Here is a 25,682-nt window from a genome sequence, read left to right on the forward strand (position 1 = left end):
ATTTACAGTGGACGCACTTGGTGAACAACTCTCATATTTCCTTATATTAGGACGATATAAAGAATAAATGGAGGAAAGGAGGAAACGAAGCTTGCTAGGGAAATGGAATGCAACCGGACTGAATATTCTCCGGAACATGAGTATCCAGCAAAATCACATTGCCCTTTCGATGGAGCGCCTGTCTTCCGGCAAACGGATCAACCGGGCGGCGGATGACCCCGCCGGCCTGGCCATTTCGGAAAAGATGCGTGCACAAATCCGGGGGCTGCAGGTCGCCCAGCGGAATATACAGGACAGCATTTCCATGTTCCAGACGGCAGAAGGGGCGCTGAATGAAACCCATGCGTTGCTGCAACGGATGCGGGAGTTGAGCGTCCAAGCGGCGAACGACACGCTGACGAACGACGATCGCAGATTATTGGAGCTTGAATTTCAGGAATTGAAAAAAGAAATCCAACGAAATTCGAAAGATACGGAATTCAATACGATGCCCTTGTTGGATGGAACCCGCACTTCATTCAAAACGCAGGCCGGGGCGAATGCGGGGCAAGTGATTGAGTTTTCTATCGGGGATATGGGGGAAAGCGCACTCGGCATCTCAAACGCTTCTATCGCAACACGGGAAGATGCCGACAAGGCCATTTCTAAATTGGACAAGGCCATCCAAACTGTCTCTTCCGAACGCTCCCGCATGGGGGCTTACGTCAATCGATTGGAACATGCCTATTCGAATGCGCTGACGATGGAAGAGAACCTGACGGCTGCCGAGTCGCGAATCCGGGATGTCGATATCGCCAAAGAGATGATGGCCTTGACGAAAGCGAACATTTTGTATCAGGCTGGCCAATATGTCCTTTCTTTGCATATGCAGCAAGCCCAATCTGTCCTCCAGCTGTTAAAGCAATAGTTGTTTTATTTACATCCTCTTCGGGTAAGAAATAGATACCAGCTTTAGAAGGAGGAGTTTGTATGAAAGACAACGGATTTTCAGACAAAATGAAAAGTGCGGTTAGCAAAACGAAAGGCGAGCTGAAGGACCAGATCGGCAATGCCACGAATGATACTTCCCTCCAGGCAGAAGGAAAAATGGACAAACTTAAAGGAGAAGCACAGGAAAAAATCGGCGAGTTGAAAGATCGCTTCAGTGACACGGAATAAAAAAAGATGAACTGCCCGGGACACGATCAGTTCTGGGCAGTTCATTCTTTTTATAAATTCGTCGTATCAATCCGGGGAACCGTATTTTCATTCAGATATACTTTTCCCTCATCCCGTTGGCCGTCCAGAGGCTCGCCACTGATTCCTCTTTCCATTTGGCTGTCCATCATCTCGTCCGTTGCGGGGCCGTTCCAACGAGCTTCGATGAATAGTGCCACTCCCCCTTCTTTCAATTCATCAAAGTACAAAAGGGCTTCCTGTTCCGAAAACCCCATCTCCTCGAACACTTGCAACATCCGGTGTTTCCCGATGAACAATTCCTTCGTATGGTCCAAGAGATTCCGATTCTCCACAACGAGCAAATTCAATTCTGCGTCTGCCCGGAGCATGTCAAAATTATCCTGGACATTGCTGACCGCATAGATATCTTTTTTCGGGTATCCTTGCGCCTCCAATTCCGTTATTTTGTACAGAACGTTATCAACCGAGTGGAACGTGCCGACATGTTTCATTTTCTCCATGCGCCGTACTCTCCTTCCTTGTTTTTTCATATTACTACTGTACCCGTTCAACCCGCCTCACACACCTGTTTCGGAACTCCGTCGGCAAACGGAATGTTTAAGTTCATTCAAAAAAGTCAATTATAGTAGTACTACGTCAAGGGAGTGTATTGCATGGGCATGAAGGATGAAGTCCAAAAAGAATTGAATCAATTGGATGCGGAAAAGAAAGATGATATTTTAGAGAACTTCAACCGATTCAAACAATACTTGTCGGAAAAAGTGAGCAAAGGCGAAAGTCTGGGGCTCAGCGAAGAACAATTAGCAAAAACAGCAGAAATAGCAGCCAATTATTTAGCGGAGAATGAAGAGCCACGCAACCGGGAACAACATTTATTGAAAGAGCTATGGAAAGTTGGAAATAAAGAGGAGCAACATATGCTTGCCCATATGCTGGTGAAATTGGCGCGTGATGCGTAATATCCGAAAGGAGTGGATCCCTATGGATAAGAAAAAGCCTTTCACAGAGCGCGATCGAAAAGACGCGGAAGGCCCATACATGGATAACCCCGAACATCTGCGGACGGACAAGGAAAGCATATACGACATGCACGAAGATATGCAGACTGTGGATACTGTCTCGATGGAAGATGCGCGGATGGAATGGGAAGAGGAAAAGCGGCACCATGACACAAAAAGCAACTCTTCGACTGAAGAAAAGTACCAAGGGAAATATTGAGCGGGAACACAAAAACGGTTGGCAGAATAATACTGTCAACCGTTTTTGTGCAGAGGAGCCCGGTGGCCGCCTCCGCGTAAAAGTTTTGCTTCCATCAATCGATTTTCATTAAATCCAGCGGAGTGACGATGCCAAGAAGCTTCTCATGAGGCTCGCCGTTCTCCGTGATAAGCAGGGCCTCCAGACGGTTCCCGCTCTCCACCGCCCTCTTGAAATACTCTTCCGCTTGATAGACAGAGAGGGCCATTGGGATAAATCGGCAAGTCTTCTTTTGCTTTTCATGTTGAAGGATGTCGAGAAGAGTCGGTATTTCCCGGGAAATGTTTTCCCCTGTCGCCTGATCTGCAAGCCAATATGTAATGCCCGTTGCAGTGACAAGGCCGATAAAATCACCGCGTTCATAAATGGGAATCTGGTTGAACCGCTTTTCGCGAATCAGCTTCAGTCCCTTCTCCAACGTATCGGAAGCATGCAGCGTGTACACTTTCCGGGTGAAATAGTCCGCCACCGTCTTCGGCTTGGATAGCTCCCTCTCGATATACTCCATCAGTTCCACCACATCATCATGCGGCTCAGCAATCGCATAATGGAAATCGGTCCGATGATGGACAATGGCATTCCGCAAGTCCCCGTACTCACGCAGGTCCTGTTCGAACTTGCGGATGATCGGACTTGATTTTTTGGATTTATCAATTAATCGAGAAAACGGCATATAGCCGTTGCTCCCCGAAAGCTTTTCCATTGCTTTTTCGATTCGGTTGTACGCAATGATGAAACGGTCAGAATTTCGTGCTGTCATTTTGCACTCCCCCATGCAACTGGAATAATAGGATTATAGCATAGGAGATGGCAAACCGGACCCAAATCCCGGTCCACTCGTTCCAATGGTTGATAAACGGCTATCGCCCCAGAATCAGACTGCCGTTTTGGCGGCATTGCGCTTGGTCATCCAAATGCCAAATGCCATCAGCAGACCTATCAGCAGGATTGCAACCCCGATACTGCCCCATAGCCCGCTCTGATCCGCATCCTGATCGAACCAATACGCCGCATACGCTCCGATTTTCCCCGGAGAAACGGTCCAATATGCACCAATCAAGGAGTCCAATACCGGGTACAGCAAGACAAGGACGACGGACAATCCAGCGGCTCCGCCCGTCGGGAGCCAGGCACTCAAGGCGAGTACCACTGTCACGACAAGGAGGATCCATACACTGTATGTTGCGATAAAAGCAAATACAGCACCAGCGTCCACCTGATTAAACAAAATATCGATATAGTACCAGGCAGCGATAAAGCCGCTCCAGACACTAAGCAGTACGATGCCGCTCACAACGAGCCACTTGCTGAGAAAGTAGCTTGCAAAAGAGATCGGGCGTACATAAAGCAACGTAGCATTGCCGCTTTTCCGTTCACCTGCTATCGAGCCCATGAAAGCGAGCACGATGACAAGGACACCGATGAATTGATATTGGCCGAGCAACGAAACGAAAATGTCCTCCCCCCGGAACTCCGGCCATGGAAACTCCGCCCCTTCCGGAAGGTTTCCAACGCTTTTCATGATCTCCGGCAGGAAATGATTCGTCACGGGCTCCAGCATGCCGAAAATGATAAAGACGAGCGGAATCCACAGTACTTTGAAATTCCGGATATGCTCCCGCCATTCCTTTTGTACGAGCACTGTAAATCCTTTCATTCCGCCAACGCCACCTTCATGAAGATTTCTTCCAAACTCGCTTTCTGCAACTCCACCTTCAAGACGGAAAATGAACCCCGATTGAGTACCGATAGGACACTCGACATATCTGCCTTTTGCGACATGACATCAATTGTCGCCACACATCCTGACATCGCCATTTGCCAAGGGGCCTCTTCCGCAAAACGTCGCATGTCGTTAGCGGTTTCGAACTCGATAACAATCCGCGGATCTGCATACGTATCCCGTACTGCAGACAGCGAACCTTGTTCCACAAGCAAGCCTTTGCGGAGGAATAACAGCTGATCCGTCATTTCTTCCGCATCATTCAGAATATGTGTGGAATACAAGATTGTGGTTTCCTGCTGTAATTCCTTCAGCAAGTTCATTACTTGACGGCGGCCGACTGGGTCCAACGCAGATACCGGCTCATCGAGCAGAAGTAATTTCGGTTTATGGACAATTGCCTGCGCCAGTCCCAGCCGCTGCTTCATCCCCCCTGAGAAAACACCTGCCTTTTTGTTCAGCGCATCCCCAAGGCCTACGAATTCCAATGTCTTTTGAGCCTCCATCCTAGCCCGTCGCACTTCCATTCCACTTAATCGGGCTGTCATTTCAGTGAACTCCAGACCGGAAAGCCATGGGAAAAATTTTGGATACTGGGGGAGGAAGCCAATATACGGCCTGAGATCCTGCCGAGACCCTTCCAGCAACCGGAGCGTTCCGGATGAAGGCGACACCAAACCCGCCAACATCGACAAAGTAGTCGTCTTCCCTGCCCCATTCGGCCCGATCAGCGCTGTGGAAGTATGTTCTTCCAGTTCAAAAGATAGGTTTTCCGCAGCGTGATGTGCTCCATATCTTTTCGTCAATCGATCCACTTGCAATAAAACCGTCATGCCTGCCGCCTCCCTAACACAAAATACAGGATCGGCCCAACTAGATTCACAAAAATAATAATAAAGATCCACATCACATAAGGGCCGTTCGTCTTTTTATGGCGGAAGACATCTACCAGCGCAATCACCATCAAGATGAGTTGAAGGACAATTAAAGGCATTATTAATTTCCAAGGTATGTTCGCGAGCTCTGACATCATAATCACAGCCTCCTTTTTGTTCTATACCATCTATAACAACTATACCACCTTTGTTATACATTGTATATAACAAGAAGGCAAAAATTCATTTTTTAAGTTTGGCGTGCGGATGCCCAAAAATCGGCTGCCTGCTCCCCGGGGGTTACAAGGATTGGATATTTGCTTGCACCCCCACGCTTTTTGCTTGCACTCCCCACAAGTTTGGTTGCACCCCAGCATGATTTCCTTGCACCAACCGAACCTTTTCTAGCACTCGTTGCTTTGCTAATAGATTCCAACAACAATAAAAAGCTGCCCCCTTGCCGTGTAACGGCTTCGGGGACAGCTTTTTCCAACTCAATGACCCAAATATGCTTTTTGGATTGTATCGTCTTGTAAGAGGTCTTTCGCTTTTCCACTTGCGACGACCCGGCCTGTTTCCAATACATAGGCGTAATCTGCAATTTTCAAAGCTTGCCGTGCATTTTGTTCCACAAGCAGAACGGTCGTGCCGGCTTCATTGATCTCTTTAATGATATTGAAGATGTCCGCAACGATTAATGGCGCAAGTCCCATGGAGGGTTCATCCAATAGGAGAAGCTTTGGACGGGACATGATCGCCCGCGCGATGGTGAGCATTTGCTGCTGACCGCCCGACATCGTTCCACCTAGCTGGTCTTTCCGCTCTTCCAAGATAGGGAATCGCTCCATCACTTTCTTTAAATCAGCTTCCACTTCGTTATCATTCCGGTGGTAGGCGCCCATCTCCAAGTTTTCCATAACAGTCATGGTCGATAGGATGCCACGGCCTTCTGGAACGAGGGCGAGTCCTTTCCGCAGTAATTGATCAGGTCGATGATTGGTGACGTCTTGGTCCAAGTAGTGGATCGACCCTTCTCTTGCTTTCAGAAGGCCCGCAATCGTATTCATTGTCGTCGTTTTCCCGGCTCCATTGGCTCCGAGAATTGTGACAATCGATCCTTGTTCCACTTCAATATCGATGCCTTTTAGCGCTTGGATTTTGTCGTAGTATGTGCTGACGTTTTTTAACTTAAGCAATGTCATCCTCCTCCTCGACACCAAGGTAGGCCTCTATTACCTCTTTATTGGTACGGATCTCTTCCGGTGTCCCTTCGGCAATCTTTTTCCCGAAGTTCAACACCACGATCCGATCACAGATTTTCATGACAAGTGGCATATCATGCTCGATTAGCAATACGGTAATATTCAAGGATTGGATTTTTTTAATCAAATCAAAGAGATCTTTCGTTTCCTTTTCGTTCATGCCCGCAGCTGGTTCATCGAGCAAAATCAGTTGAGGATCGCTCGCCAGCGCCCGGCCGATTTCAAGTCGCCGTTGCTGACCGTAGGAAAGGTTTTTGGCAATGGAGTCTTTGAACTCTGAAAGACCGACGATCTCCAAAATCTCATCCGCCTTGCGATTCACCGCAGCCTCTTCTTGCTTTTGCGATTTCGTGCGGAATACACTGCGCCATACACCTGTTGTCAAACGGCAATGGTTGCCGACCATGACATTTTCATGAACAGTCATATCTGCGAACAGACGAATGTTTTGGAAGGTACGGCAAATCCCTTTTTCCGTGATTTGATGCGGCTTCAAGCCAGTCAACGAATCGTCTTTGAATGATATTTCACCCGAAGAGGGAGGAAACATAGCGGTGATCATATTGAACATCGTTGTTTTCCCGGCACCGTTCGGACCGATTAGACCGAGCACTTCTCCTTCTTTAATGGAAAATGACACATCTGTCAATGCTTGGATTCCACCGAAGTTTTTGCTAATCTTGTTCACATTAAGAACCATGTTCTCCCTCCTTCTTTTTCTTTTTGCGTTTAAAACGGTTCAACATATTGACGTCGATGATCCCTTGTGGACGGAAAGCCATCATGAGAACGAGCAATGCACCGTAGATCATGAAACGGTACTCACTGACAGCGCGCAAAAATTCCGGTGCTGCAGAAAGGAATACGGCTCCAAAGATAGGACCCCAAATGACTTCGCTTCCTCCGAAAATCGCGAATATCAAAATCTCGACAGCCCGGTGATAGTCGAAATCAGACGGGCTGATATATGCCGTCAAGTGGGCATAGAGACCACCTGCAAATCCTGCAAGGAGAGCCCCTTGTCCAAAAGCTAGGATTTTATAATAGGTAATATTGATTCCCATCGCTTCGGACGCCTGCTCGTCCATTTTAATAGACGCAAAGGCCCGGCCGACCCTTGAATTGTTTTGGCGGATAAAAAACCAAATGACAACTATAGCAATGATCAACAAAACTAGAAATACGGAAAGACTGGTAAACTGGTTATTTTTCAGACCGAGAACACCGGGATCGAAGCCAATGTCCTTACTGAATTGAAGGATTTCACGCCCCATATGTGGAATTTTAGCAATTCCAACAGCACCGTTCGTCAAACCTTCCCAGTTGATAAATAAAACCCGGATCACTTCACCGAAGCCAAGCGTCGCAATGGCCAGATAAACGCCCTGTAGTCGTAACGCAGGAAAGCCAATCAACACACCTACAAGTCCTGTAAGTAAAGCTGCGATCAGCAGACCAAGCACAATCGGGACATTATAATTCAATGTCAGAATGGCGGACGTATAGGCACCGATACTCATAAAACCTGCATGACCCAGTGACAATTGACCTGTCGCAAGCGTTATGTAAATACTGACTCCCAGAATAATATTGATCAATATGAAAGATGCAACTTGTAAATAATACGGATTTACGATATCTCCTAGCATATAGTTACAGATCCTAGTCACAGGAAGTCCACATTAGATATCTCTTTTATGTGGAAGGAATGTGATAAGTCTATTTCCACCCTTTCTATGAATATCCATCAAAGCATTCGTGCTTGTTGCTTTGACCTTCCTAATTCTTATTTTCAACTATCTTCCTACCAGGGAAGGACGTGCATTCCCCAACCACCATTCATCACTTCGCACCTTCTGTCGACTTCCCGAAAATTCCTTGAGGTCGAACAATCAAGATAACGATAATGGCTAGAAATGCAATGGCATCACGATAGCCTGAATCACCATATGCTACAACGAACGTTTCGGATAACCCAAGGATCAGCCCACCAACCATGGCACCTCTTACGTTCCCGAGTCCACCTAGTATGATAATGGCCAGCCCTTTCAAACCAAAGGATAATCCCATTTGCGGGTTCACCGAGTTAAAAGCGATACCAACGAGAATACCCGCAATCCCTCCCATGGCGGAAGCGATAATGACGGTACTCGTAATCATTTTCTTAGTATCAACACCCAACAAGCTAGCCACGTCCAAGTTTTCAGCACTTGCACGCAAAGCCTTTCCTGCTTTCGTTTTAGATAGCCAGAAAATTAAACCGACCATGAGGATGATCGAAATAACGAAAATGAGAATTTGAACATAATAGATGGTAGTGGAACCGATTGTCACTTTTAATTCTGATAGAGATGTCCGGAACGGATGGTTCCCGGCTCCAAAGAGTTGATGTGCGAGGTTTTCAAGAAATATGGAAACACCGATCGTACTAATAAGGGGGGCAAGGTGTGAAACTCCCTCTTTACCTCTTAAAGGCCGTAATGCAAAACGCTCCAGAAAATATCCTAATATTGCCGTCACGATAATAGCGACAATAAACGCGATATATAGAGGCCAACCTAATATATTGGTCACCGCAACGCCCATGAAGGCACCGAACATGAAAATTTCCCCATGCCCCATGTTGACGATATTTAACACACCGAACACAAGCGTATAACCTAAAGCAACAATGGCATAAATGCTCCCTAACGTCAGGCCATTAATAATTTGTTCAACTAGCACGTTTCACCCTCCTTATCTTTATATTTATATTAATCTTATAAAAGTTGAATATTGTTAAAAAACTATAGCAATCAGGTCAAGGACTGTCACTCAACCTGATTGCTCTGTAGAATCATGCAACTAAAATCAATTACCCCACGGCGTAATTGCGTCTGGATTTTGAATTGCGAATCGAACAGCGAAGGGTTCGATTTGCCGTATTTTTGTGTTCCTTGCAGAAATTAAGGCATTTTCAGGAAGTCGCGCCTTTAGACTGCCTTCCTAGTTCAAAATCCGTGACATCCGCCGGTGGCCTAACTTGACTTAGCTGTCGTATTTATTTGTACCCGAAGCGTAGCTTCTAGGTACCAGGAGTTTTTACTGCCTGCCGAGCCAAGTTAATTACTCAAATACGACATACTCATTGTCTTTGATAATTAACACAGTCGGCTCCATCACAATATCCCCTTCTTCGTCAAAGGACATGGTTCCAAGGACGCCATTGAAGTCTCTGATTTCAGCCATCGCGTCACGGATCGCATCACGATCTGCTTCGCCCGCATTTTTCACAGCTTCTGCCACTAGGTATAGACCATCGTATGCTTGCGCAGCAAATTGATCCGGCTCCATGCCGTATTCCGCTTTGTAAGCTTCTACGAATTTCTTAACTTTCTCATCGTCTTTTTTGCCGAACCAAGGTGTAGCAACGATCAAGCCATTTGATGCATCTCCCGCAATTTTAATAACTTCAGGAGAGTTAAATCCGTTGCCTCCAACAACTGGCACGTCGATACCCATTTTACGAGCTTGGTCCAGAATAACGGAACCTTCATTGTATAGAGCTGAACACAAGATAAGATCCGGATTCATGTTTTTGATTTTAGTCAATTGTGCTTTGTAGTCAGATTGACCCAATTGAAATGTTTCCGTTGTAACGACTTCTAAGCCCATATCTTCCGCAACTTGCTTCATGACGTCATAGCCAGCTTTTGTGAATACATCGTCGTTACCATAAAGAATTGCTACTTTTTTCACGTCATACTCGTCCACTGCTTTTTGAACAGAAGCAGGAATCGCCATAGATTCTGGAATGGAGTTACGGAAAACATAGTCACCAATCTGCGGAATACCAGCCGCAGTAGTGGAAGTACCGATGATTGTCACACCGTTCAAATCAGCTTCTGGTGCCACGACCTGCATTTCCGTACTTAGCGTCGGCCCCACGATGATATCGACATTTTCAGAGTTCATCAATTTTTGTGCAGCAGACAATGCTTCTTCCTGCTTACCCGCAGAGTCTTCGATTTTCAGCTCAAGTTCTACTTCCCCAGCTTCTGTAATTTCTTTGTTTGCTAGTTTTAGACCGTTGGTAATCGCTTCACCGTAACTAGCTCCTGGGCCTGTCAGATAAGAAATGACGCCGACTTTGGCTTTTACCACTTCACCCGTGTCTTTTGACCCTTCATCCGCCGAGCCGGAAGTACCGGAGTTACTCTCCTCTTTCGTGTCACTTGAGCTACCGCCACCACATGCGGCCAAAACAACAAGCGCGAACGCCATCATTAGTGAAAATACTAATTGTAGTTTTTTGTTCATTTTTTTTCCCCCTTTTTCTATCTTCCAAATTATTAGACTAGCATAATTACTATACAACAAAAACTGAATAATGGGAACCGCATAATTTATTTGTATTCCTTTATTTTTTTCATTAGTATAATTCTTCTTTAATTTGCAAATCAGGTTTTTAGGTGTCAATTCCCATTTGGTTAGGATGACTTCCTTCCCCCTGCTCTTTTTCATAGGCAACCGTGCTATAATTAATGGATGAACAGGAGGAATAGCGACCATGAAACAATGGATGTATCCCCTATTTGTCATCATCGGTGCAAGTAGTTATGGAATTCTATCGACCATTATTAAACTCGCCATTCTGGACGGCTACACGGCAGCAGAGGCCGTCACGAGCCAATACTTCATCGGTTTTGTCCTCGCCCTCCTAATTTTTGCTGTCACCCATCGAAGCATTCCTAAATTTGGCGGTGGGTGGACGCTCGTGCTTGCCGGGCTACTCACTGCTATCACGGGGACAGTTTATGGACAAGCGGTTTCCTATATGCCCGCATCGCTCGCTGTCGTCATGCTTTTCCAATTCACATGGATCGGTATGCTATTTGACTGTGTGGCGAACCGCCGATTGCCGAAGCGCATCGAAGTCATTTCCTTGTTCTTTCTATTTGGCGGCACCATTTTGGCTGCAGGAGTCATTGACGCGGATATTAGCGCCATCCCTTGGCAAGGTTGGGCATGGGGCATGGCAGCGGCCGTCTCCTTCGCCTCTTTCATCATGGTGAATCAGCGGCAAGTGACCGGAATGGATACGATTACAAGACTATTTTTCATGTCTTTCTTCGCAGCAATCGCCACGGCATTCTTGCAAACCCCGGAAATTGTATGGAATGGCACTTTATTGAGCGGTTTGTGGACTTACGGCTTGATTCTAGGGGCGTTCGGAATTGTATTGCCGATTTTCCTATTTTCAATTGGCGTGCCAAGAGTAGGGACGGGGACAGCGGCGATCTTAAGTGCTGTAGAATTACCGGTTGCCGTGACAGCTTCCGTCATTTTATTGCATGAAGCACTGACACTTTTACAGGTGGCCGGGATTATTATTATTCTGGGAGGTATGATCTTGCCAAGCGTCACCCAACGGCGGTTGGGAATGAGGAAGTCCCATCCAAGGCGGTAGCAATTAACAAATATCCGGATATAAATGGAGAGAGATGTAACAAACGAATTGCATAGAGAGGAGAAGTGAATAAATTGAAAAAGCGTTCCTTTCCCATTCTCATTGTTGTCACGGCATTCGTAATCATCTTGTTAACGTTATTGACAGAGCCTGGCATGGCGTTCCTTCAAGAACTCCAGGATCGTTTTCCTTTCAAGAAAGAAATTACACAATCCATTGAAGGAACCGAGGAAAAGACCGATGTTCATGTAAAGGAAGGGACCCATGCCGATTATGTTATTTATTTGGATGAAACACGCTATCAGCTAACGCAAGGGGCCGATTCTGATATAATTTCTCCGATCGATCCGCTACCTGAGAAATACCCGGAAGTTTCAATGGAAATCAAGCATTTGGCAAATGACAATCCAGAGCAATTGGTCGAGCAATATCAAATCGATTTGGAAAAGGACTTTCCAGACATATCGCCGATTCCTATACAAACCGTCATCGTACCGGTTCAGGGGTATTGGCTGCATGGCGCGGAAGGAAATGAGTGGGATAGTAAAATCATTGATATCTATGTCGTGCCTGATGGAAAAGAGGGAAGTTTCCGGATTACCGCCACCTATTTCCTCGAGGCCGCGGAAGGCCATGGCACTAGGTTCTATCACATGTTGGAGAGCTTTGAAGTAATCCCATAACAATCTAATTTGACGGAAAATTCAAATCCGACTTTCAATTAATCTAACCTAATTACCAAAGGAGAGCAGCGAGATGACAGTAACGACAGAACAAATTGTCCAATCATTACAAAATGCACTGACCGAAAGCCAAGTGACGGTGAACCAGACGGTACGGGAACTTCACGGGAGGGACGAATCCTATCACACACCGAGTCTTCCCGACATCGTTGTGTTTCCCGAGTCGACTCAAGACGTCAGTGAAGTGATGAAAATCGCGCAACAATTCGGAGTTCCCGTTGTACCGTTCGGTCTTGGATCCAGCTTGGAAGGGCATGTCATCCCATACGACCACGGAATTACAATTGATTTTTCATCGATGAATAAAGTGCTGGAGATTAAGGAGAATGACTTGCTCGTTAAAGTACAGCCAGGCGTCACCCGCTCCCAGCTGAACCAGGAATTGAAAAAATATGGTTTGTTCTTCTCCGTTGACCCAGGGGCAGATGCGACACTCGGCGGCATGGCTGCCACAAACGCGAGTGGAACGACTTCCGTGAAATATGGCGTCATGCGGGACCAAGTGCGCAATATGGAAGTCGTACTGGCGGATGGAACGGTGATTCAAACCGGGAGCCTTGCTGCCAAATCGTCTTCAGGCTACCATCTGAACGGTCTTTTTGTCGGGTCGGAAGGGACACTCGGCTGTTTTACTGAATTGACACTTCGCGTATACGGAATTCCCGAACATATCGTCGCAGCAAGAGCCTCATTTTCTACGATGAAAGACGCCGTTGAAGCGGTCGTCTCCATTTTGCAAGCCGGGATTCCGATTGCACGTGTGGAGCTTGTAGATGAAGCATCTATGAGACAGGCGAATATTCATAGTGAAACAGATTATGAGGAAGTGCCGACGCTGTTCATGGAGTTCCACGGAAACGAAGCAGGCTTGAAGCAAGACATTGAATTCATGCGAGATATTGTAGAAGACCATAACTGCAGCCGGATTGATTTTGAAAAGGATAATGCAGCACGGAATAAGCTGTGGGAAGCGCGCCATGCATTGGCATATGCTTATATCCACGGGTATCCAGGTAAGAAGATGATGGTAACGGATGTCTGTGTACCGATTTCCGAGCTGGCAAATGCGGTTTTATTCGCACGGGAACAATTGAATGAAGCTGGATTACCAGGCGGGTTGGTCGGCCATGTCGGGGATGGGAACTTCCACACACTCGTCATGATTGACATGGACAATGCCGAAGAAGTCGCAATGGCGGACCGGTTCAATGAGAAGATCGTCATGTATGCACTTGAACGGGGAGGCACCTGTACCGGCGAACACGGCGTCGGTATCGGGAAACAGAAGTACCAAGCACTGGAACACGGCGAGGCCTTCCACGTCATGGAAAAAATCAAAACCGCCCTTGACCCGAATAATCTCTTAAACCCGGGCAAGATTGTTAATGTAAAATAAAAATAACCTCCCGGCGGAAAAAAGCTGGGAGGCTTTTGACTTTATTCCAGTCCTTATTCTTTTAAAATGGGAGCTATAAGATCAATACGATTCGTCCATATCCCCCCGGAATAATTATTAGGAAGGCGTTCTAAGTCTTGCTCTTTATCAAAACCTTCTGACCAACCGCCATTACCTGCAACGAGGATGACTCTTGTGTTGGCATCCTCCATTCTGTTTAGAAATTTGTTTGGAAATCCCCACATATAGGGAGCATATTTTTCCGGAATATGCAATTGCGTGTTTTGGCACGACGATGGAACATGCCCTGTCCACCCAACTCCTATATAAGGAAACAAGCAACTTTTTATCGTTTCCAATGACATCACTCGCATATTAGGCAGCTTTTCTTTCAAAGAAGCAATCGGCTTGTCACCACCATAAACAGATAGCTTTTCCAACCTGCTATTTGGAAATTCGGCTAGATATTCAGCCAAATGCTCCCCTTCATTCGGGTCATTGCTTTTAATATGAATTAAAAAGGATTGCTCCGGAAAATGCGACAATACCTCATCGAGGGTCGGCATTAACCCAACTCCTTTGCCACGGAAAGGATACGTTACTCCGTTATTTGCCGTATAGCCATAACCAATGTCTAATTGTTTCAGTTCTTGCATCTTGTGGTCTCTAATTTGTCCTTTGCCATCGGTTCTGCACTCTAGTGTCCAATCATGAAAAACGGCAAACTCTCCGTCTTTTGTGAGTTGAACATCAAATTCTACAATATCTGCCCCAGCCTCAAAAGCAGCTTTCATTGAAAGTATGGTGTTTTCTAAAAATGGATGGTCAGGTTCGTAAATTCTCTCCGCTGTACATGTTTCACCAGTAATTCCCTCCATATGGAAAGTCTGTGCCAATCCACGATGAGCCAGCAATAAAGGTTCTCTGTTACTATCTTTTGCGAATAATGATGTATTATTTAAGTACATAAAACCTGCTAAAAGAAATAAAAAGATAAGAAACCTTTTGACGTTTCGCTTTACCCTCTTCATCCTTGCCCTCCAAATGCCACATTTACCATTCTCTCAATACTTATTTTAACATTAATCCCAAAATCCCTATGATAAATATAAAAAAGATAAATCAAGCGTCACTCTCTTGATTTATCTTACATAATAAATGTCATCAATTATCCAAAATACTCCACCACGATCTGCATAATGAGAAGGACCGTGACAATCCGAAGAATCGGTTTCACCTGCTCTTTTTTCAACTTGCGCGCAATCCGGACACCGAGTTGTGCACCACTGATCGATCCAAGCATCAAGGCAAGGGTCAATGGCCAAATGATTTTCCCTGTGGCAATATAACTGATCGAAGCCCCGAAACAACTCGAGAAAATCATGATTCGTGACAGGCCGACCGACCGTATGTAGGAGAGTTTCATCCGAGCGTACAAATACAACGCCAATGTGCCGCTACCCGGTCCAAAAACACCGTCGTAAATACCAATGCCATATAAAGATGCCGCACTTTTCTTCGTGGCACGAAAAGCTTCTTCCCCTTCAAAATCCGTGCCCCCGAGAAATGAAGTAATGAAAGCAAACGACAGCAGAATGATGGCAATGACAATCATCCATTCTTCTTTTGTGAACGAAGCCAGTACGCCGCCCGTTATCCCGCCCGCCAGACTGATAGGTATGACGGTCAGGGCTTCCTTCACTGTAATCTCTTTATTTTTATAAATCACATAAAAACTGGACAAGGAGCTGACAGTATTGGACACTTTATTTGCTCCAATCGCTGAATGCACAGGCAACCCTAACAATAACATAGCGGGTAAACTGATCAGCCCCCCGCCTCCTGCCAATGTACCAAGTGTCGTGGCCGCAAATCCGATGAAATAGAGCATGATGAATTCCATTTGACATCCCACACTTTCGGTAGCTTCTATCCTTCTATTATATTCCTAATCTTGGTATAATAAAATTCAATTGATTAAATGAATAGTCATTTGTTTTACTTATATAAAAAAAGAGCCCAAAAACGGGGCTCTTTCAAATTAATTTACTATCCTTTGCTGCATATTGCCACGACAGGAGGCTCCAGGCACTAGTTTAGTACAGCGGAATTCTCCATTCACTTTCAACCGGATAATATCGCTTTACTGACATAAGGTGCAGAACGGCTTTTTCTGGAATGGATTTTAACCCATACACCCTTAATTCCAAAGTGGTTTCACGACGGCCGCTGTCATCGGTCGGATTTAATAGGGAGCCGCTTCCATAGACAGGATAGGTATCTCCTTTATCATCTGTCAGTATCCAATGGCCCAGTTCAGCCCCGTCTATTTCTTTATATCCTTCTATTTCAATTAGAATGGATGTTTTTTTCTCTATAGGATTCCACGATTTCCGCAGTCCGAATTCATGATCCTTCGTCATTTTTTTTATAGACAGGGAGTTGCCCTCATAGTCAAACGATACCGGTTCTTTCTTCAGCTCTTTTGGATGGAATGAAATCGAAAAATCCGACGGCTCCGCCTTATAGACACCTTCCAATACAAACGTCAGGCGTGAAAGATCTTTTTTAGGAATAAACGAGTCATTCCAATCAACATGCCCGAGTTTTTCCAATGATTGGCCCATAGACTGCAATGCGCTAGTTCCGTTGTCTTCGTCCAACGTATTCCAACGATAGATTATATTCTTTTCTTCATCTTCAATATGATAAGCCATAGCCGTATCTGTATGGATATAAGGAATATCCCCAGTTCCTTTGAATTTCTCTTTCATGTTCTTCACTTGCCCGTCAATCCTCAATTGCTCTTTTTGAGTCAGCATCGTTTCGTACTTTAATTCATTCGATGATGGTGCTTCTTGCCACTTCTTCAATTGGATTGTGACGCCGCTAACCTCTGTTTTTTCTTTATCCAATTCGATTGTTTTCGTAAGTTCACTGTTTTCTCGCAAATCTACCGGAATTTCGAGTTGCCAGTTCCCCTGCTTGCCGTTCATTTCACTGATATCGAAGGAGATAGTAACTTGTTCCACATTTTCATATTCCCTCAGTGAAAATTCTAACTGGCCATAATCGCTGTCATCTCGCCAGCCGCCACTGAAAGATTGGATTGGGTTTCCGTTTTGATCGGTAACCGTTACTATGTTAGGCGGATTGGGAAAATTCAAGTAGGCATTCAGCGCTTTTCCATTTTGGTTGAGGATCAGATAAGAAAGCGACACGCGCGAAGAATCAGCAATGACATCTTCCACTTTAAAAGTGAGCCCTTGGTCCGTCACGGACATATCAACGCGTTCGCGTTTTATCGTAGCTCTCATTTTCTTCTTTGCCCGATGCAGTTTATTGCGGACGGTCGATACCGGAACATCAGCCAAATGACTAATTTCGTCGTAGCTCAATTCATTCACATAACGTAAAAGAATGATAAGGCGTTCGTCTTCTGGCAATGTTGCGATTAACCGTTCCAGCTGTCGGCTTTTTTCCTTCTTTAAAAACACGAGTTCTGGATGTTGAGGATTGACGACTCGCTCTTCATCAATCGGATTGGAACTCGTTTGATAGTACTTCTTGCGATATTGGTCCAGACAATGGTTGATAGCCACCCGGTACAGCCAACTGGAAAAAGATCCTGTTTCCTTGAACTGATCCAACCGTTCATACACTTTGATAAATGCTTCCTGGACGAAATCCTGGGCATCTTGCGGATTTTTCGTCATACGTAAAATAGTGGCATATAACGGATTTTTATATTTATTAATAATATGGGCATACGCTTGTTTATTGCCCGCAAGCACCTCTCGAATCCACTGCAACTCCTCTTCCATGGGAACCTCCCCTTCGTAAACGATCATGCGCATGTGTCGTTTTCATACTTCACTTAGTATAACGGGTTTACAAATGGATTCATTTCACTAAAATTAAAAAAACGCCCCTCTCAAGGGACGTTTTGATTTGTAAAGGTGAAAGGCACCCGTTTTACTATTTTTAATCCATCCACGGAACTTCAATCAGCGTACGGCCGATCCATTCACGCAGGACTTCATTGGTTGGACCCATAAGTGCTCCCGCGCGTCCATCACGTAAGAATTTCTCGACTTGGCCCGTCAAGTAGCCGCGGCCTCCCGATACTTGCAATGCCGCATTGGTTACAGTAATAACCATATCTGCAGCATGCGTTTTCAGTTGCCATAACGGATATAGGCATTCGGAAAGCTCCAACCCTTTTTCCGCGCACTCATCCATCGCTTGGGCTGTCCGGTAAAGCATGCTTCGAGCACTGTCAATCAAAATTTGGGATTTGGCTAGTTCATGACGGATGACCTGGTAACCCGCCACGGATGATCCAGTATCCGCATGCACTTTCTTTTTCGCGCCGTCAATCGCCGCATTCAACGCGCCTTGCGCAATGCCGATCCAGCAGGCCGCAGTTCCTAGCAAGAAGAGCGGATCGACCGTGTTGTCATTGTAATAACCCGCTCCACCTTCCCCGCCAATCCGATTCTCGAGCGGCACTTTCACATTTTTGAACTTCATCGGACCGCTCGCGTTTCCGCGCAGACCCATAGCGGAGAATGGGAACGATTCGATGCCTTCCTGATCTTTCTCGACAAGTAAATACATTAAATTGTCCTGATCCTTCGTGTCAGGAGAGGACGTTGCTACGATATAAAAATCTGCTTCTCCGCCGCTCGTCACAAACGACTTGTCCGCATTCAATAAGTAAACGCTTTCTTTTCGCGGCGCTTCACTGACAACATTCCAGAAATGCCCGCCCGTTGCCGGCTCACTGAAGGCAAGAGCGCCGACATCGCCTTTTAAAATGCCAGGAATATAACGCTTCCGTTGTTCCTCGGTGCCCGCTTCGTATAGTGTGTGAACAGTTGTCGTATGCATGACCCAGCACATCGTGGAAGATGGGCAATATTGGGCAAAACTTTCCGAGAGCACGGAAAAAGCCGTAAAGCCATTCTCCAAGCCGCCTGCTTCCATCGGAATGGTAACAGCCCCATAACCGGCCTTCGCAATCTCTTTCAAGCTTTCCCGCGGATATTGTCCCTCTTGGTCCGAAATAATAGCCCGTGGAAGAAGCTCATTCTCCCCCAGTAAGTGGGCCAGCTTTTGCAGCTCTTGAAACCCCTCCGGACAAGTCCACCATGTCGGAACCTCCATAATTCCTTCTTTTTCTTGTACTGTGACTTTGCTTGTGACCAATGCGCTTTCACTCCAAATTATTTAGTACCTACTTCCGCTAAAATAATTGATTGAAAACAGTAAGGATGGGTATTTGCAAATGTAGTAGGATTGAACCTACCATTTGTTAATTGGCACTAGATATTTCTAGTAAAATGCGGAATATTAGTGGAAAAAAAGATAAGAAACGTACGCAGATTAACATTGCAAAAAAGTAAATATAACCCCATATTGTTGAAGTAAAAACTCTTAACAAAAGTAGGCCTACTAAACATGCTAACACATCTGGTGGAAATGTCAAAATTGACTGTCACTTAAATTAAATTAGTTGTTTAAACAAACACGATTGTTTGAACAAACATGATATTTTAACTTCCCCTTTTGTTTGGTTAACTATCACTGCGGGAGACTGCCTGACTTGCGGAAATAGTAGGACATTTTCTCCTAGTTAATTATTTCAATAAAACATTCAATTTCTGAAGAAAGTTATATATACTAGGTCTATGCATAAAAAGGCTGTTAATTTACAGAATATTGAATAGTATATTCTACAAGAGAAGGAGTCTGACCATGAAAACGAAGAGAAGGGGATTTTTTCAAAAATTCCTAGATATCATCGAAAAAACTGGGAACCGTTTACCGCATCCAGTTACACTATTTGCAGTATTAGCATTGGTTGTCATTATTTTATCCGCAGTGGTTGCCTCATTCGGAATTACTGTTGCCCACCCAGGAAAAGAAGGGGAGATGCTAGAGGTTAAAAACCTTCTTAGCGGGGAAGGGCTTCACTATATCATTACGAATATGACCGCGAACTTCATCGGATTCGCACCACTCGGCGTTGTGTTAATCACCATGCTTGGAATCGGACTTGCGGAAGGCTCTGGGCTGATCAGTGCATTGCTCCGCGGATTCGTCATGTCTGTGCCAAAACGGCTCATCACTCTCGGGCTCGTCTTCGCCGGTGTCATGTCCAGTGTGGCTTCTGATGCAGGCTATGTTGTCTTGCCACCACTTGGTGCGGTTATCTTCGCGGCGCTTGGTCGCCATCCGCTTGCCGGACTTGCCGCGGCGTTTGCCGGGGTCTCCGGGGGATTCAGCGCCAACTTGCTCTTATCCGGTACGGATGCCCTGCTCGGTGAAATGACAATCATGTCGGCAGCCATCATTAATCCTGCATACGCGGATGGCATGAACATTGCGATGAACTATTACTTCATTGCGATTTCTGTATTCGTTCTGACGATTGTCGGAGCTTGGGTAACAGAAAAAATTATTGAGCCACGCCTCGGGGAATACAACGGGGAATACCGTGAAAAGGTAGAGAAATTAAATGCAATTGAGAAGAAAGGACTTGTGTGGGCAGGCGTTTCGGTCGTAGTCGCAGGTATCCTGGTTGCCCTTCTTGTGCTTCTGCCAGGGGCGCCGCTGCGTGGAGATGAAGCGGACATGCCGATTATTAAGTCGCCGTTCATGAAATCACTCGTGCCAATCATCGCCTTCCTGTTTTTCGTGCCAGGTCTGGTTTATGGAAAAGTGACGAAATCGATCCGGGATGATAAGGATGTCGCCAATATGATGTCCAGCACAATGGCAGCCATGGGGATGTTCATCGTATTGTCCTTCACCGCAAGCCAATTTGTTGCGTTCTTCTCCGAATCGAATATGGGTCTGGTACTTGGGGTGTACGGTGCCCAGTTCCTCGAAAGCATCAATTTGACGGGAATACCGCTAATCCTTTTGTTTATCTTGATTGCGGCATTTATTAACCTGTTCATCGGAAGTGCTTCCGCAAAATGGGCCATGATGGCACCTGTATTTGTACCGATCATGATGCAGCTTGGTTATTCACCAGAATTAACGCAAATGGCGTATCGCGTGGCCGACTCATCAACAAATATCATCTCGCCGTTGATGACATATTTCGCTATCATTATCGCCTTTGCACAAAAATATGATAAAAAGATGGGTATTGGAACGCTCGTTTCCGTCATGTTCCCTTACTCCATGTTCTTCCTCGTATTCTGGACTCTCACGTTGATTGTCTGGATGCTACTAGGCATCGATCTTGGTCCAGGCTCTCCGATTTATTACCAACCATAAGAAAACCGGCCCTTCCTTTGAAAAAAGGAGGGCCGGTTTTTTTGCGGTGCCTGGCACTACCAAAAAAACTGTCCCGCAAGTCGATTGACTTGCGGGACAGCCTCGCAAAGCTTTTATGCCAACTTTTCTTCTCCTGCAAAGTACGTATCTTCCTTCTCCTTATCAAATCGGCCTTCCCATTTCGACATGACAACCGTAGCAAGTGCGTTACCGACAACATTCACTACAGTACGCGCCATGTCAAGTAGTCGGTCGATCCCTGCGATAAACGCCAAGCCTTCCAATGGAATACCCACAGTTCCCAATGTGGCAAGCAGTACAACAAACGAAACGCCCGGTACACCGGCAATCCCTTTGGATGTTACCATCAAGACCAATACTAATGTAATCTGTTGTGTAATACTCAAGTCTATTCCGTACATTTGCGCAATGAAAATGGCGGCAAGTGCTTGATACAACGTTGAGCCATCCAAGTTAAAGGAGTAACCCGTCGGTACAACGAACGACACAACATCTTTCGGGCAGCCGAATTTCTCCATTTTCTCCATAACTTTTGGTAGAACTGTTTCTGAGCTAGAAGTGGAATACGCCAGAATTAGCTCATCCTTCAACACTTTCATGAGTTGGAATACGCTTGTACCTACTAATTTTGCAATGCCACCAAGAACAACTATGACGAAGAAAATCATCGTAGCATAGACAAGTATCATTAGCTTTCCAAGAGGAATCAGTGATTCCAATCCAAACTTAGATACCGTAACTCCAATCAATGCAAATACGCCAAATGGAGCAAATTTCATAATTAAATTCGTTACCCAGAACATAGCATCCGCGGTTCCTTGGAAAAACGCAAGAACCGGTTTTCCCCGTTCTCCGATCGCTGCGACCCCTAATCCAAATAACACAGAGAAGAAGATAATCGCAAGCATATCGCCCGCCGCCATCGACTGAATAATATTACTTGGCACAATTCCGACAATGACGTCCATGATCCCATTGTTTTGAACTTCTTCAGTCGTCTGGACGTATTGATCGATATCGCCCTTAGAGAGTGACGAAATATCCAAGCCCTCTCCCGGTTTAAAGATATTGGCAGCCATCAACCCGACGATAATCGCGATGGTCGTCACAATTTCAAAATAGATTAACGTCTTTCCACCAAGTTTCCCCAATTGTTTCAGGTCACCGGTACCCGCAACGCCGAGAATTAACGTTGAAATAATAATCGGTACCACGATCATTTTAATCATATTGATAAAGATCTTACCGATCGGCTGTAAATATGTTTCTACAGCAGGATTTCCGTAAAAAATAGCACCGACAGCAATCCCGAGGATTAACCCGACCAGGATTTGATATGCTAAAGTAAATTTAAATTTCTTCTTCATGACAGAACCTCCTACCCTTTTCCATTGTAAACGCTTTCTTAAGGAATAGTGTATGGAGGACCTACAAAAACCGACAGCTTCCGACAGTTCTATTTTAAATTGTCTTTAATTCCCTTTGTATTTCTCGACCGTTTCCAAGAATAATACATGAAGGAACTTTTTCGTATTCACTTTTACGCTTTTCATTTCGAATGAATCCTCTTGAATTTGCTTCATCCGATAGCTAATTTCCTGAAAATCAAAAAAGCGCGGGGCATAATATTCAAAATCCGGGTTGGTGTAATCAATAGCACCTAACGAAGCGATATGATCGATCGCCGTTAAAATGGAACGGCGGATTCGCTGTTCAATCGCCTTACTTTCCTTCGCTACATCCGCTGCTCCCATTTTACGAGCAGCCGCCTCGTACAATTCTTTTAAAGGCGGTAGTGGAATAGCTCCTTCCTCGCGTTCCATTAATACTTCGATCATGGAGACGATTTCTTCACTTCCCATGATTCCCATGCTATTTAATATCGACAATACAATATCTCGCACAGTCCGCGGCTTTTTCTTTTGTTCCACAGCACCGATTTGAGCGAGGGATTCTCGAATCGTCAGCAAAGAGTTCTTTAAACGAACTTGTTCCATTGTCTTTTGTAACACGCTTTGCACTTCAATTCGATTGATCGGTTTATGTATAAAAAATTCCACCCCGACTTGATAGGCTTCCCCTACCATTTCTTTACTAACGACTTGTGAAATCATAATGAATTGACCGACGAATCCTTGTATGCGCAAATGCTGTATTGTTTCAATCCCATCCAGTTCAGGCATTAGCAGATCAATGAGGACAATATCCGGCTCCATAGCCAATATCGGAGACAATGACTTTACTCCGCTATCCGCCTCACCAATGACAATACCTAAATTACCATCAGTAATGATGTTTTTGAGCATGGATCTACTAGCTCGGTCGTCATCTACAATAAAATACCTCAGAACGTTCCAACTCACTTTCGTATGTTTTTTGTCGGAATGCGCACTTGGAATCGGGTTCCTATTTCCATGCTCCCCATTTGAATATGACCTTCCAAAGATTCAACAATTGCCATAACGTGGGACAAGCCAATTCCTGTAGATGCCACCCCTTGCTCGTTAAACTTTGTCGTGTAGCCCGGTTCGAAAATAAGATTGTTATCCTCAAGGGGTATTCCCTTACCTGAATCGGAAATGGTAAATATCGTATCTTCTACTTCCTCCGAAATTTCAATCGTGATATCCCCTTCTCTATCAATTGACTCAATTGCATTCGTCGTCAAATTATTAAGTAGAGCAAGTAATGGAATATGTTGATCTGTTTCAAAATTGGTGTCCATTCCGGTTTGAATCCGGCAATTCTTTTGCAGTAATTCGCTGTATTTAGTATTGGCCGAGACAACGATCTCCAGAAGTTCGGACAGATAGAACGCATCGGTTTTTTCCTGCTTGGTTAGTTTGGAAAGTCCCGAAAGAATCCGCTGGGAATCCTTTTTAACTTCATGAATTTCTTGGGCAATGGAAAGAGCTTGTCTACTTAACTTACCTAAATTCTCTTTTTTTAACTGACGATATAAATCATGACTGGATGCTGTAATTTGCTCAATATGATTCATCGATTTCTGCAAATACAAAGTTTCGGCGTATAATTCAGAGCCAATCCCCAACATTTCCTGCATTTGACGCTTTTGCTCTGAAATTGTGATGGAGCTATATAAGCCGACCGTAAAAAAACTACGAAGAACAGCGACTCCCAACAATAGGGCCAAATCCCGAGTTTCCAATGGGTTATTTTGTAAGAACCATCGAGTAATATGCTCGGCCCCATTTCCCACAAATTCAAAAAGAACCGCCCACGCCCCTAGCAGCAAAGGAAAGGTTTTATACTTCTCCACCTGGATCAGATGCAGGCCGACTGCAAATAAAAAGTAAAACAAAAAAGCTGGCCCATGATTCCTCATACTATCCGATAGAATGTCCGCGCCCAGCACCAGATCCTCCACTAATCGAAAGCCAACAACCGTCAATCCTGTTACAAAACCTGTCCGGAGAAGCGAAGTTGGAGAGTATATTAAAATCATTAGAAAGAATGCAATGCTACCGAACCCAAAGCGAAACGTCTCACCCGAAAAAGGGATAACTTTTATTTCCCCTGCAATCGCAGTGATTATGGCAATCAAAGCCACCACTACCACTTCTGAACGATACAATTTTTGTTTTCGTTGTTTTGTCAGCATCTGACTCTCCTATTTTTGACGGTGCCAGTCACCAAAACATTTATGTTAATTAAAATAAACATGATTGTTTCAACAAACACGATTTTTTAAACTTTCACGTTTGCTTGGGTGCCTGGCACCAATCATGATAAAGATAAACATGAAAAACGCGACAAGAATAGATATATTATCTATGAAAAATGAACTGATATTGTACCTTTCAATTAACAACAAACCTTTATTACTTTCACGCCCAGGAATGCCATAAAAAATGCAATAAACTATGTTGAGACCCCAATGAATCCCCGTAGTCATCCAGATGGATCCTGATTTCAGAAACACATATCCTAAGGATAAACCAAGAATAATGGAGAAAAGGGTATTATGTATACTAAAACCTTCATACCATAAATCATCTATTGCATAGACGAAAGCTGAAATAAGTAATAGATAGGGTAAATTAACTTTATTTTTCAGATGTGCAAATACATACCCTCTAACGATTATATCATTGATCAAGGAGCCTAGAAACAACCCCACTAATGCCTGTAACATAAAGAATATCCCCGCACTCAGCCCTTTTATTCCAACGACAGAAAAAGTATGACTCGCATATAGAATGCCCTCCATCCCTAACCAAAATGTAAAACCGATTGCAAATCCGAACATCAAGTTACGTTTCCAGCCGTTATGAAACTTTAACCCGAGGGCATGTAATCCATTTAAACCGGTTAGTTTTACTAAATAATGAGCGAGCGGAAAGAAAGCCACTGCATATAAAATCCACATAACGGTATTTAAGTTAACAAGTATCGGAATAAGATTAAAATACAGGTCCAAAACAAGATATCCAAGAGCTATTGTTAAATAAAAGCGCATTTTA

Annotated in this window: 26 protein-coding genes; 8 read left to right on the top strand and 18 right to left on the bottom strand. The window is 44.8% G+C overall.

The window, feature by feature from the left end:
* Positions 1–91: 91 nt before the first annotated feature.
* Positions 92–907 carry a flagellin gene (locus AB1K83_RS14800; protein ID WP_413058984.1) on the top strand — a complete coding sequence of 272 codons (816 nt, stop codon included), beginning with the start codon at positions 92–94 and terminating at the stop codon, positions 905–907.
* A gap of 62 nt (positions 908–969) precedes the next feature.
* Positions 970–1,158 (top strand): CsbD family protein, encoded by a 189-nt coding sequence (locus AB1K83_RS14805; protein WP_413058985.1) that lies wholly within the window; start codon positions 970–972, stop codon positions 1,156–1,158.
* A 50-nt stretch (positions 1,159–1,208) separates the two neighbouring features.
* On the opposite strand, the gene AB1K83_RS14810 is transcribed toward AB1K83_RS14805, so the two are convergent.
* Complete coding sequence (locus AB1K83_RS14810) at positions 1,209–1,679, bottom strand: general stress protein (RefSeq protein ID WP_413058986.1); 471 nt, start codon at positions 1,677–1,679, stop codon at positions 1,209–1,211.
* 153 nt (positions 1,680–1,832) lie between these two features.
* On the opposite strand from AB1K83_RS14810, the gene AB1K83_RS14815 reads away from it, so the two are divergent.
* A complete protein-coding gene (locus AB1K83_RS14815; protein WP_413058987.1) occupies positions 1,833–2,138 on the top strand; it encodes a DUF3243 domain-containing protein in 306 nt (101 codons plus the stop codon).
* Between the two features lie 22 nt (positions 2,139–2,160).
* A complete protein-coding gene (locus tag AB1K83_RS14820) occupies positions 2,161–2,397 on the top strand; it encodes a hypothetical protein (protein WP_413058988.1) in 237 nt (78 codons plus the stop codon).
* A 94-nt stretch (positions 2,398–2,491) separates the two neighbouring features.
* On the opposite strand, the gene AB1K83_RS14825 is transcribed toward AB1K83_RS14820, so the two are convergent.
* The 9 genes from AB1K83_RS14825 to AB1K83_RS14865 all read right to left on the bottom strand — a co-directional run bounded on the left by AB1K83_RS14825 (position 2,492) and on the right by AB1K83_RS14865 (position 10,595).
* Positions 2,492–3,196, bottom strand: a complete 705-nt coding sequence (locus AB1K83_RS14825; protein ID WP_413058989.1) for a CBS domain-containing protein — start codon at positions 3,194–3,196, stop codon at positions 2,492–2,494.
* Between the two features lie 114 nt (positions 3,197–3,310).
* The gene (locus AB1K83_RS14830) at positions 3,311–4,093 is read right to left on the bottom strand and encodes an ABC transporter permease (protein ID WP_413058990.1); all 783 of its coding nucleotides are present in this window, start codon (positions 4,091–4,093) and stop codon (positions 3,311–3,313) included.
* On the bottom strand, positions 4,090–4,992 hold the full coding sequence (locus tag AB1K83_RS14835) for an ATP-binding cassette domain-containing protein (RefSeq protein WP_413058991.1): 903 nt from the start codon (positions 4,990–4,992) through the stop codon (positions 4,090–4,092). Before AB1K83_RS14835 ends, AB1K83_RS14830 begins: the two co-directional genes overlap by 4 nt.
* Entirely contained in the window at positions 4,989–5,192 is a 204-nt protein-coding gene (locus AB1K83_RS14840; protein WP_413058992.1) for a PLDc N-terminal domain-containing protein, read from the bottom strand. The genes AB1K83_RS14835 and AB1K83_RS14840 overlap by 4 nt, the downstream gene beginning before the upstream one ends.
* A 336-nt stretch (positions 5,193–5,528) precedes the next feature.
* Entirely contained in the window at positions 5,529–6,230 is a 702-nt protein-coding gene (locus AB1K83_RS14845) for an ABC transporter ATP-binding protein (protein WP_413058993.1), read from the bottom strand.
* Positions 6,223–6,996 carry an ABC transporter ATP-binding protein gene (locus AB1K83_RS14850; RefSeq protein WP_413058994.1) on the bottom strand — a complete coding sequence of 258 codons (774 nt, stop codon included), beginning with the start codon at positions 6,994–6,996 and terminating at the stop codon, positions 6,223–6,225. The genes AB1K83_RS14845 and AB1K83_RS14850 overlap by 8 nt, the downstream gene beginning before the upstream one ends.
* A complete protein-coding gene (locus AB1K83_RS14855) occupies positions 6,986–7,945 on the bottom strand; it encodes a branched-chain amino acid ABC transporter permease (protein ID WP_413059020.1) in 960 nt (319 codons plus the stop codon). Before AB1K83_RS14855 ends, AB1K83_RS14850 begins: the two co-directional genes overlap by 11 nt.
* A gap of 193 nt (positions 7,946–8,138) precedes the next feature.
* Positions 8,139–9,020, bottom strand: a complete 882-nt coding sequence (locus AB1K83_RS14860; RefSeq protein WP_413058995.1) for a branched-chain amino acid ABC transporter permease — start codon at positions 9,018–9,020, stop codon at positions 8,139–8,141.
* A gap of 381 nt (positions 9,021–9,401) precedes the next feature.
* Positions 9,402–10,595, bottom strand: a complete 1,194-nt coding sequence (locus tag AB1K83_RS14865) for an ABC transporter substrate-binding protein (RefSeq protein WP_413058996.1) — start codon at positions 10,593–10,595, stop codon at positions 9,402–9,404.
* Positions 10,596–10,845: 250 nt separating this feature from the next.
* Here AB1K83_RS14865 and AB1K83_RS14870 point away from each other — a divergent pair, with 250 nt between their 5' ends.
* From AB1K83_RS14870 to AB1K83_RS14880, 3 genes are all read left to right on the top strand, one after another.
* Positions 10,846–11,745, top strand: coding sequence for an EamA family transporter (locus AB1K83_RS14870; RefSeq protein ID WP_413058997.1), 900 nt, complete (start codon positions 10,846–10,848; stop codon positions 11,743–11,745).
* A gap of 65 nt (positions 11,746–11,810) precedes the next feature.
* The gene (locus AB1K83_RS14875; protein WP_413058998.1) at positions 11,811–12,428 is read left to right on the top strand and encodes a hypothetical protein; all 618 of its coding nucleotides are present in this window, start codon (positions 11,811–11,813) and stop codon (positions 12,426–12,428) included.
* 73 nt (positions 12,429–12,501) lie between these two features.
* Positions 12,502–13,884 carry an FAD-binding oxidoreductase gene (locus AB1K83_RS14880; RefSeq protein WP_413058999.1) on the top strand — a complete coding sequence of 461 codons (1,383 nt, stop codon included), beginning with the start codon at positions 12,502–12,504 and terminating at the stop codon, positions 13,882–13,884.
* 53 nt (positions 13,885–13,937) lie between these two features.
* Here the strand turns inward: AB1K83_RS14880 and AB1K83_RS14885 are convergent, their stop codons facing one another.
* The 4 genes from AB1K83_RS14885 to AB1K83_RS14900 all read right to left on the bottom strand — a co-directional run bounded on the left by AB1K83_RS14885 (position 13,938) and on the right by AB1K83_RS14900 (position 19,095).
* Positions 13,938–14,915 (bottom strand): glycerophosphodiester phosphodiesterase family protein, encoded by a 978-nt coding sequence (locus AB1K83_RS14885; RefSeq protein ID WP_413059000.1) that lies wholly within the window; start codon positions 14,913–14,915, stop codon positions 13,938–13,940.
* Between the two features lie 137 nt (positions 14,916–15,052).
* Positions 15,053–15,787, bottom strand: coding sequence for a sulfite exporter TauE/SafE family protein (locus AB1K83_RS14890; protein ID WP_413059001.1), 735 nt, complete (start codon positions 15,785–15,787; stop codon positions 15,053–15,055).
* Positions 15,788–15,980: 193 nt separating this feature from the next.
* Positions 15,981–17,708 (bottom strand): sigma-70 family RNA polymerase sigma factor, encoded by a 1,728-nt coding sequence (locus AB1K83_RS14895; RefSeq protein WP_413059002.1) that lies wholly within the window; start codon positions 17,706–17,708, stop codon positions 15,981–15,983.
* Between the two features lie 160 nt (positions 17,709–17,868).
* A complete protein-coding gene (locus AB1K83_RS14900; protein ID WP_413059003.1) occupies positions 17,869–19,095 on the bottom strand; it encodes an acyl-CoA dehydrogenase family protein in 1,227 nt (408 codons plus the stop codon).
* 549 nt (positions 19,096–19,644) lie between these two features.
* Here AB1K83_RS14900 and AB1K83_RS14905 point away from each other — a divergent pair.
* Positions 19,645–21,177, top strand: a complete 1,533-nt coding sequence (locus tag AB1K83_RS14905) for an AbgT family transporter (protein WP_413059004.1) — start codon at positions 19,645–19,647, stop codon at positions 21,175–21,177.
* A gap of 113 nt (positions 21,178–21,290) precedes the next feature.
* On the opposite strand, the gene AB1K83_RS14910 is transcribed toward AB1K83_RS14905, so the two are convergent.
* The 4 genes from AB1K83_RS14910 to AB1K83_RS14925 all read right to left on the bottom strand — a co-directional run bounded on the left by AB1K83_RS14910 (position 21,291) and on the right by AB1K83_RS14925 (position 25,678).
* Positions 21,291–22,565, bottom strand: coding sequence for a cation:dicarboxylate symporter family transporter (locus AB1K83_RS14910; protein WP_413059005.1), 1,275 nt, complete (start codon positions 22,563–22,565; stop codon positions 21,291–21,293).
* A gap of 105 nt (positions 22,566–22,670) precedes the next feature.
* The gene (locus AB1K83_RS14915; RefSeq protein ID WP_413059021.1) at positions 22,671–23,546 is read right to left on the bottom strand and encodes a response regulator; all 876 of its coding nucleotides are present in this window, start codon (positions 23,544–23,546) and stop codon (positions 22,671–22,673) included.
* Positions 23,547–23,557: 11 nt separating this feature from the next.
* Positions 23,558–24,820, bottom strand: a complete 1,263-nt coding sequence (locus AB1K83_RS14920) for an ATP-binding protein (RefSeq protein ID WP_413059006.1) — start codon at positions 24,818–24,820, stop codon at positions 23,558–23,560.
* Positions 24,821–24,889: 69 nt separating this feature from the next.
* The gene (locus AB1K83_RS14925) at positions 24,890–25,678 is read right to left on the bottom strand and encodes a CPBP family intramembrane glutamic endopeptidase (RefSeq protein WP_413059007.1); all 789 of its coding nucleotides are present in this window, start codon (positions 25,676–25,678) and stop codon (positions 24,890–24,892) included.
* Positions 25,679–25,682: the final 4 nt, after the last annotated feature.

This window comes from Sporosarcina sp. 179-K 3D1 HS (assembly GCF_047228905.1).
Classification (GTDB): domain Bacteria; phylum Bacillota; class Bacilli; order Bacillales_A; family Planococcaceae; genus Sporosarcina.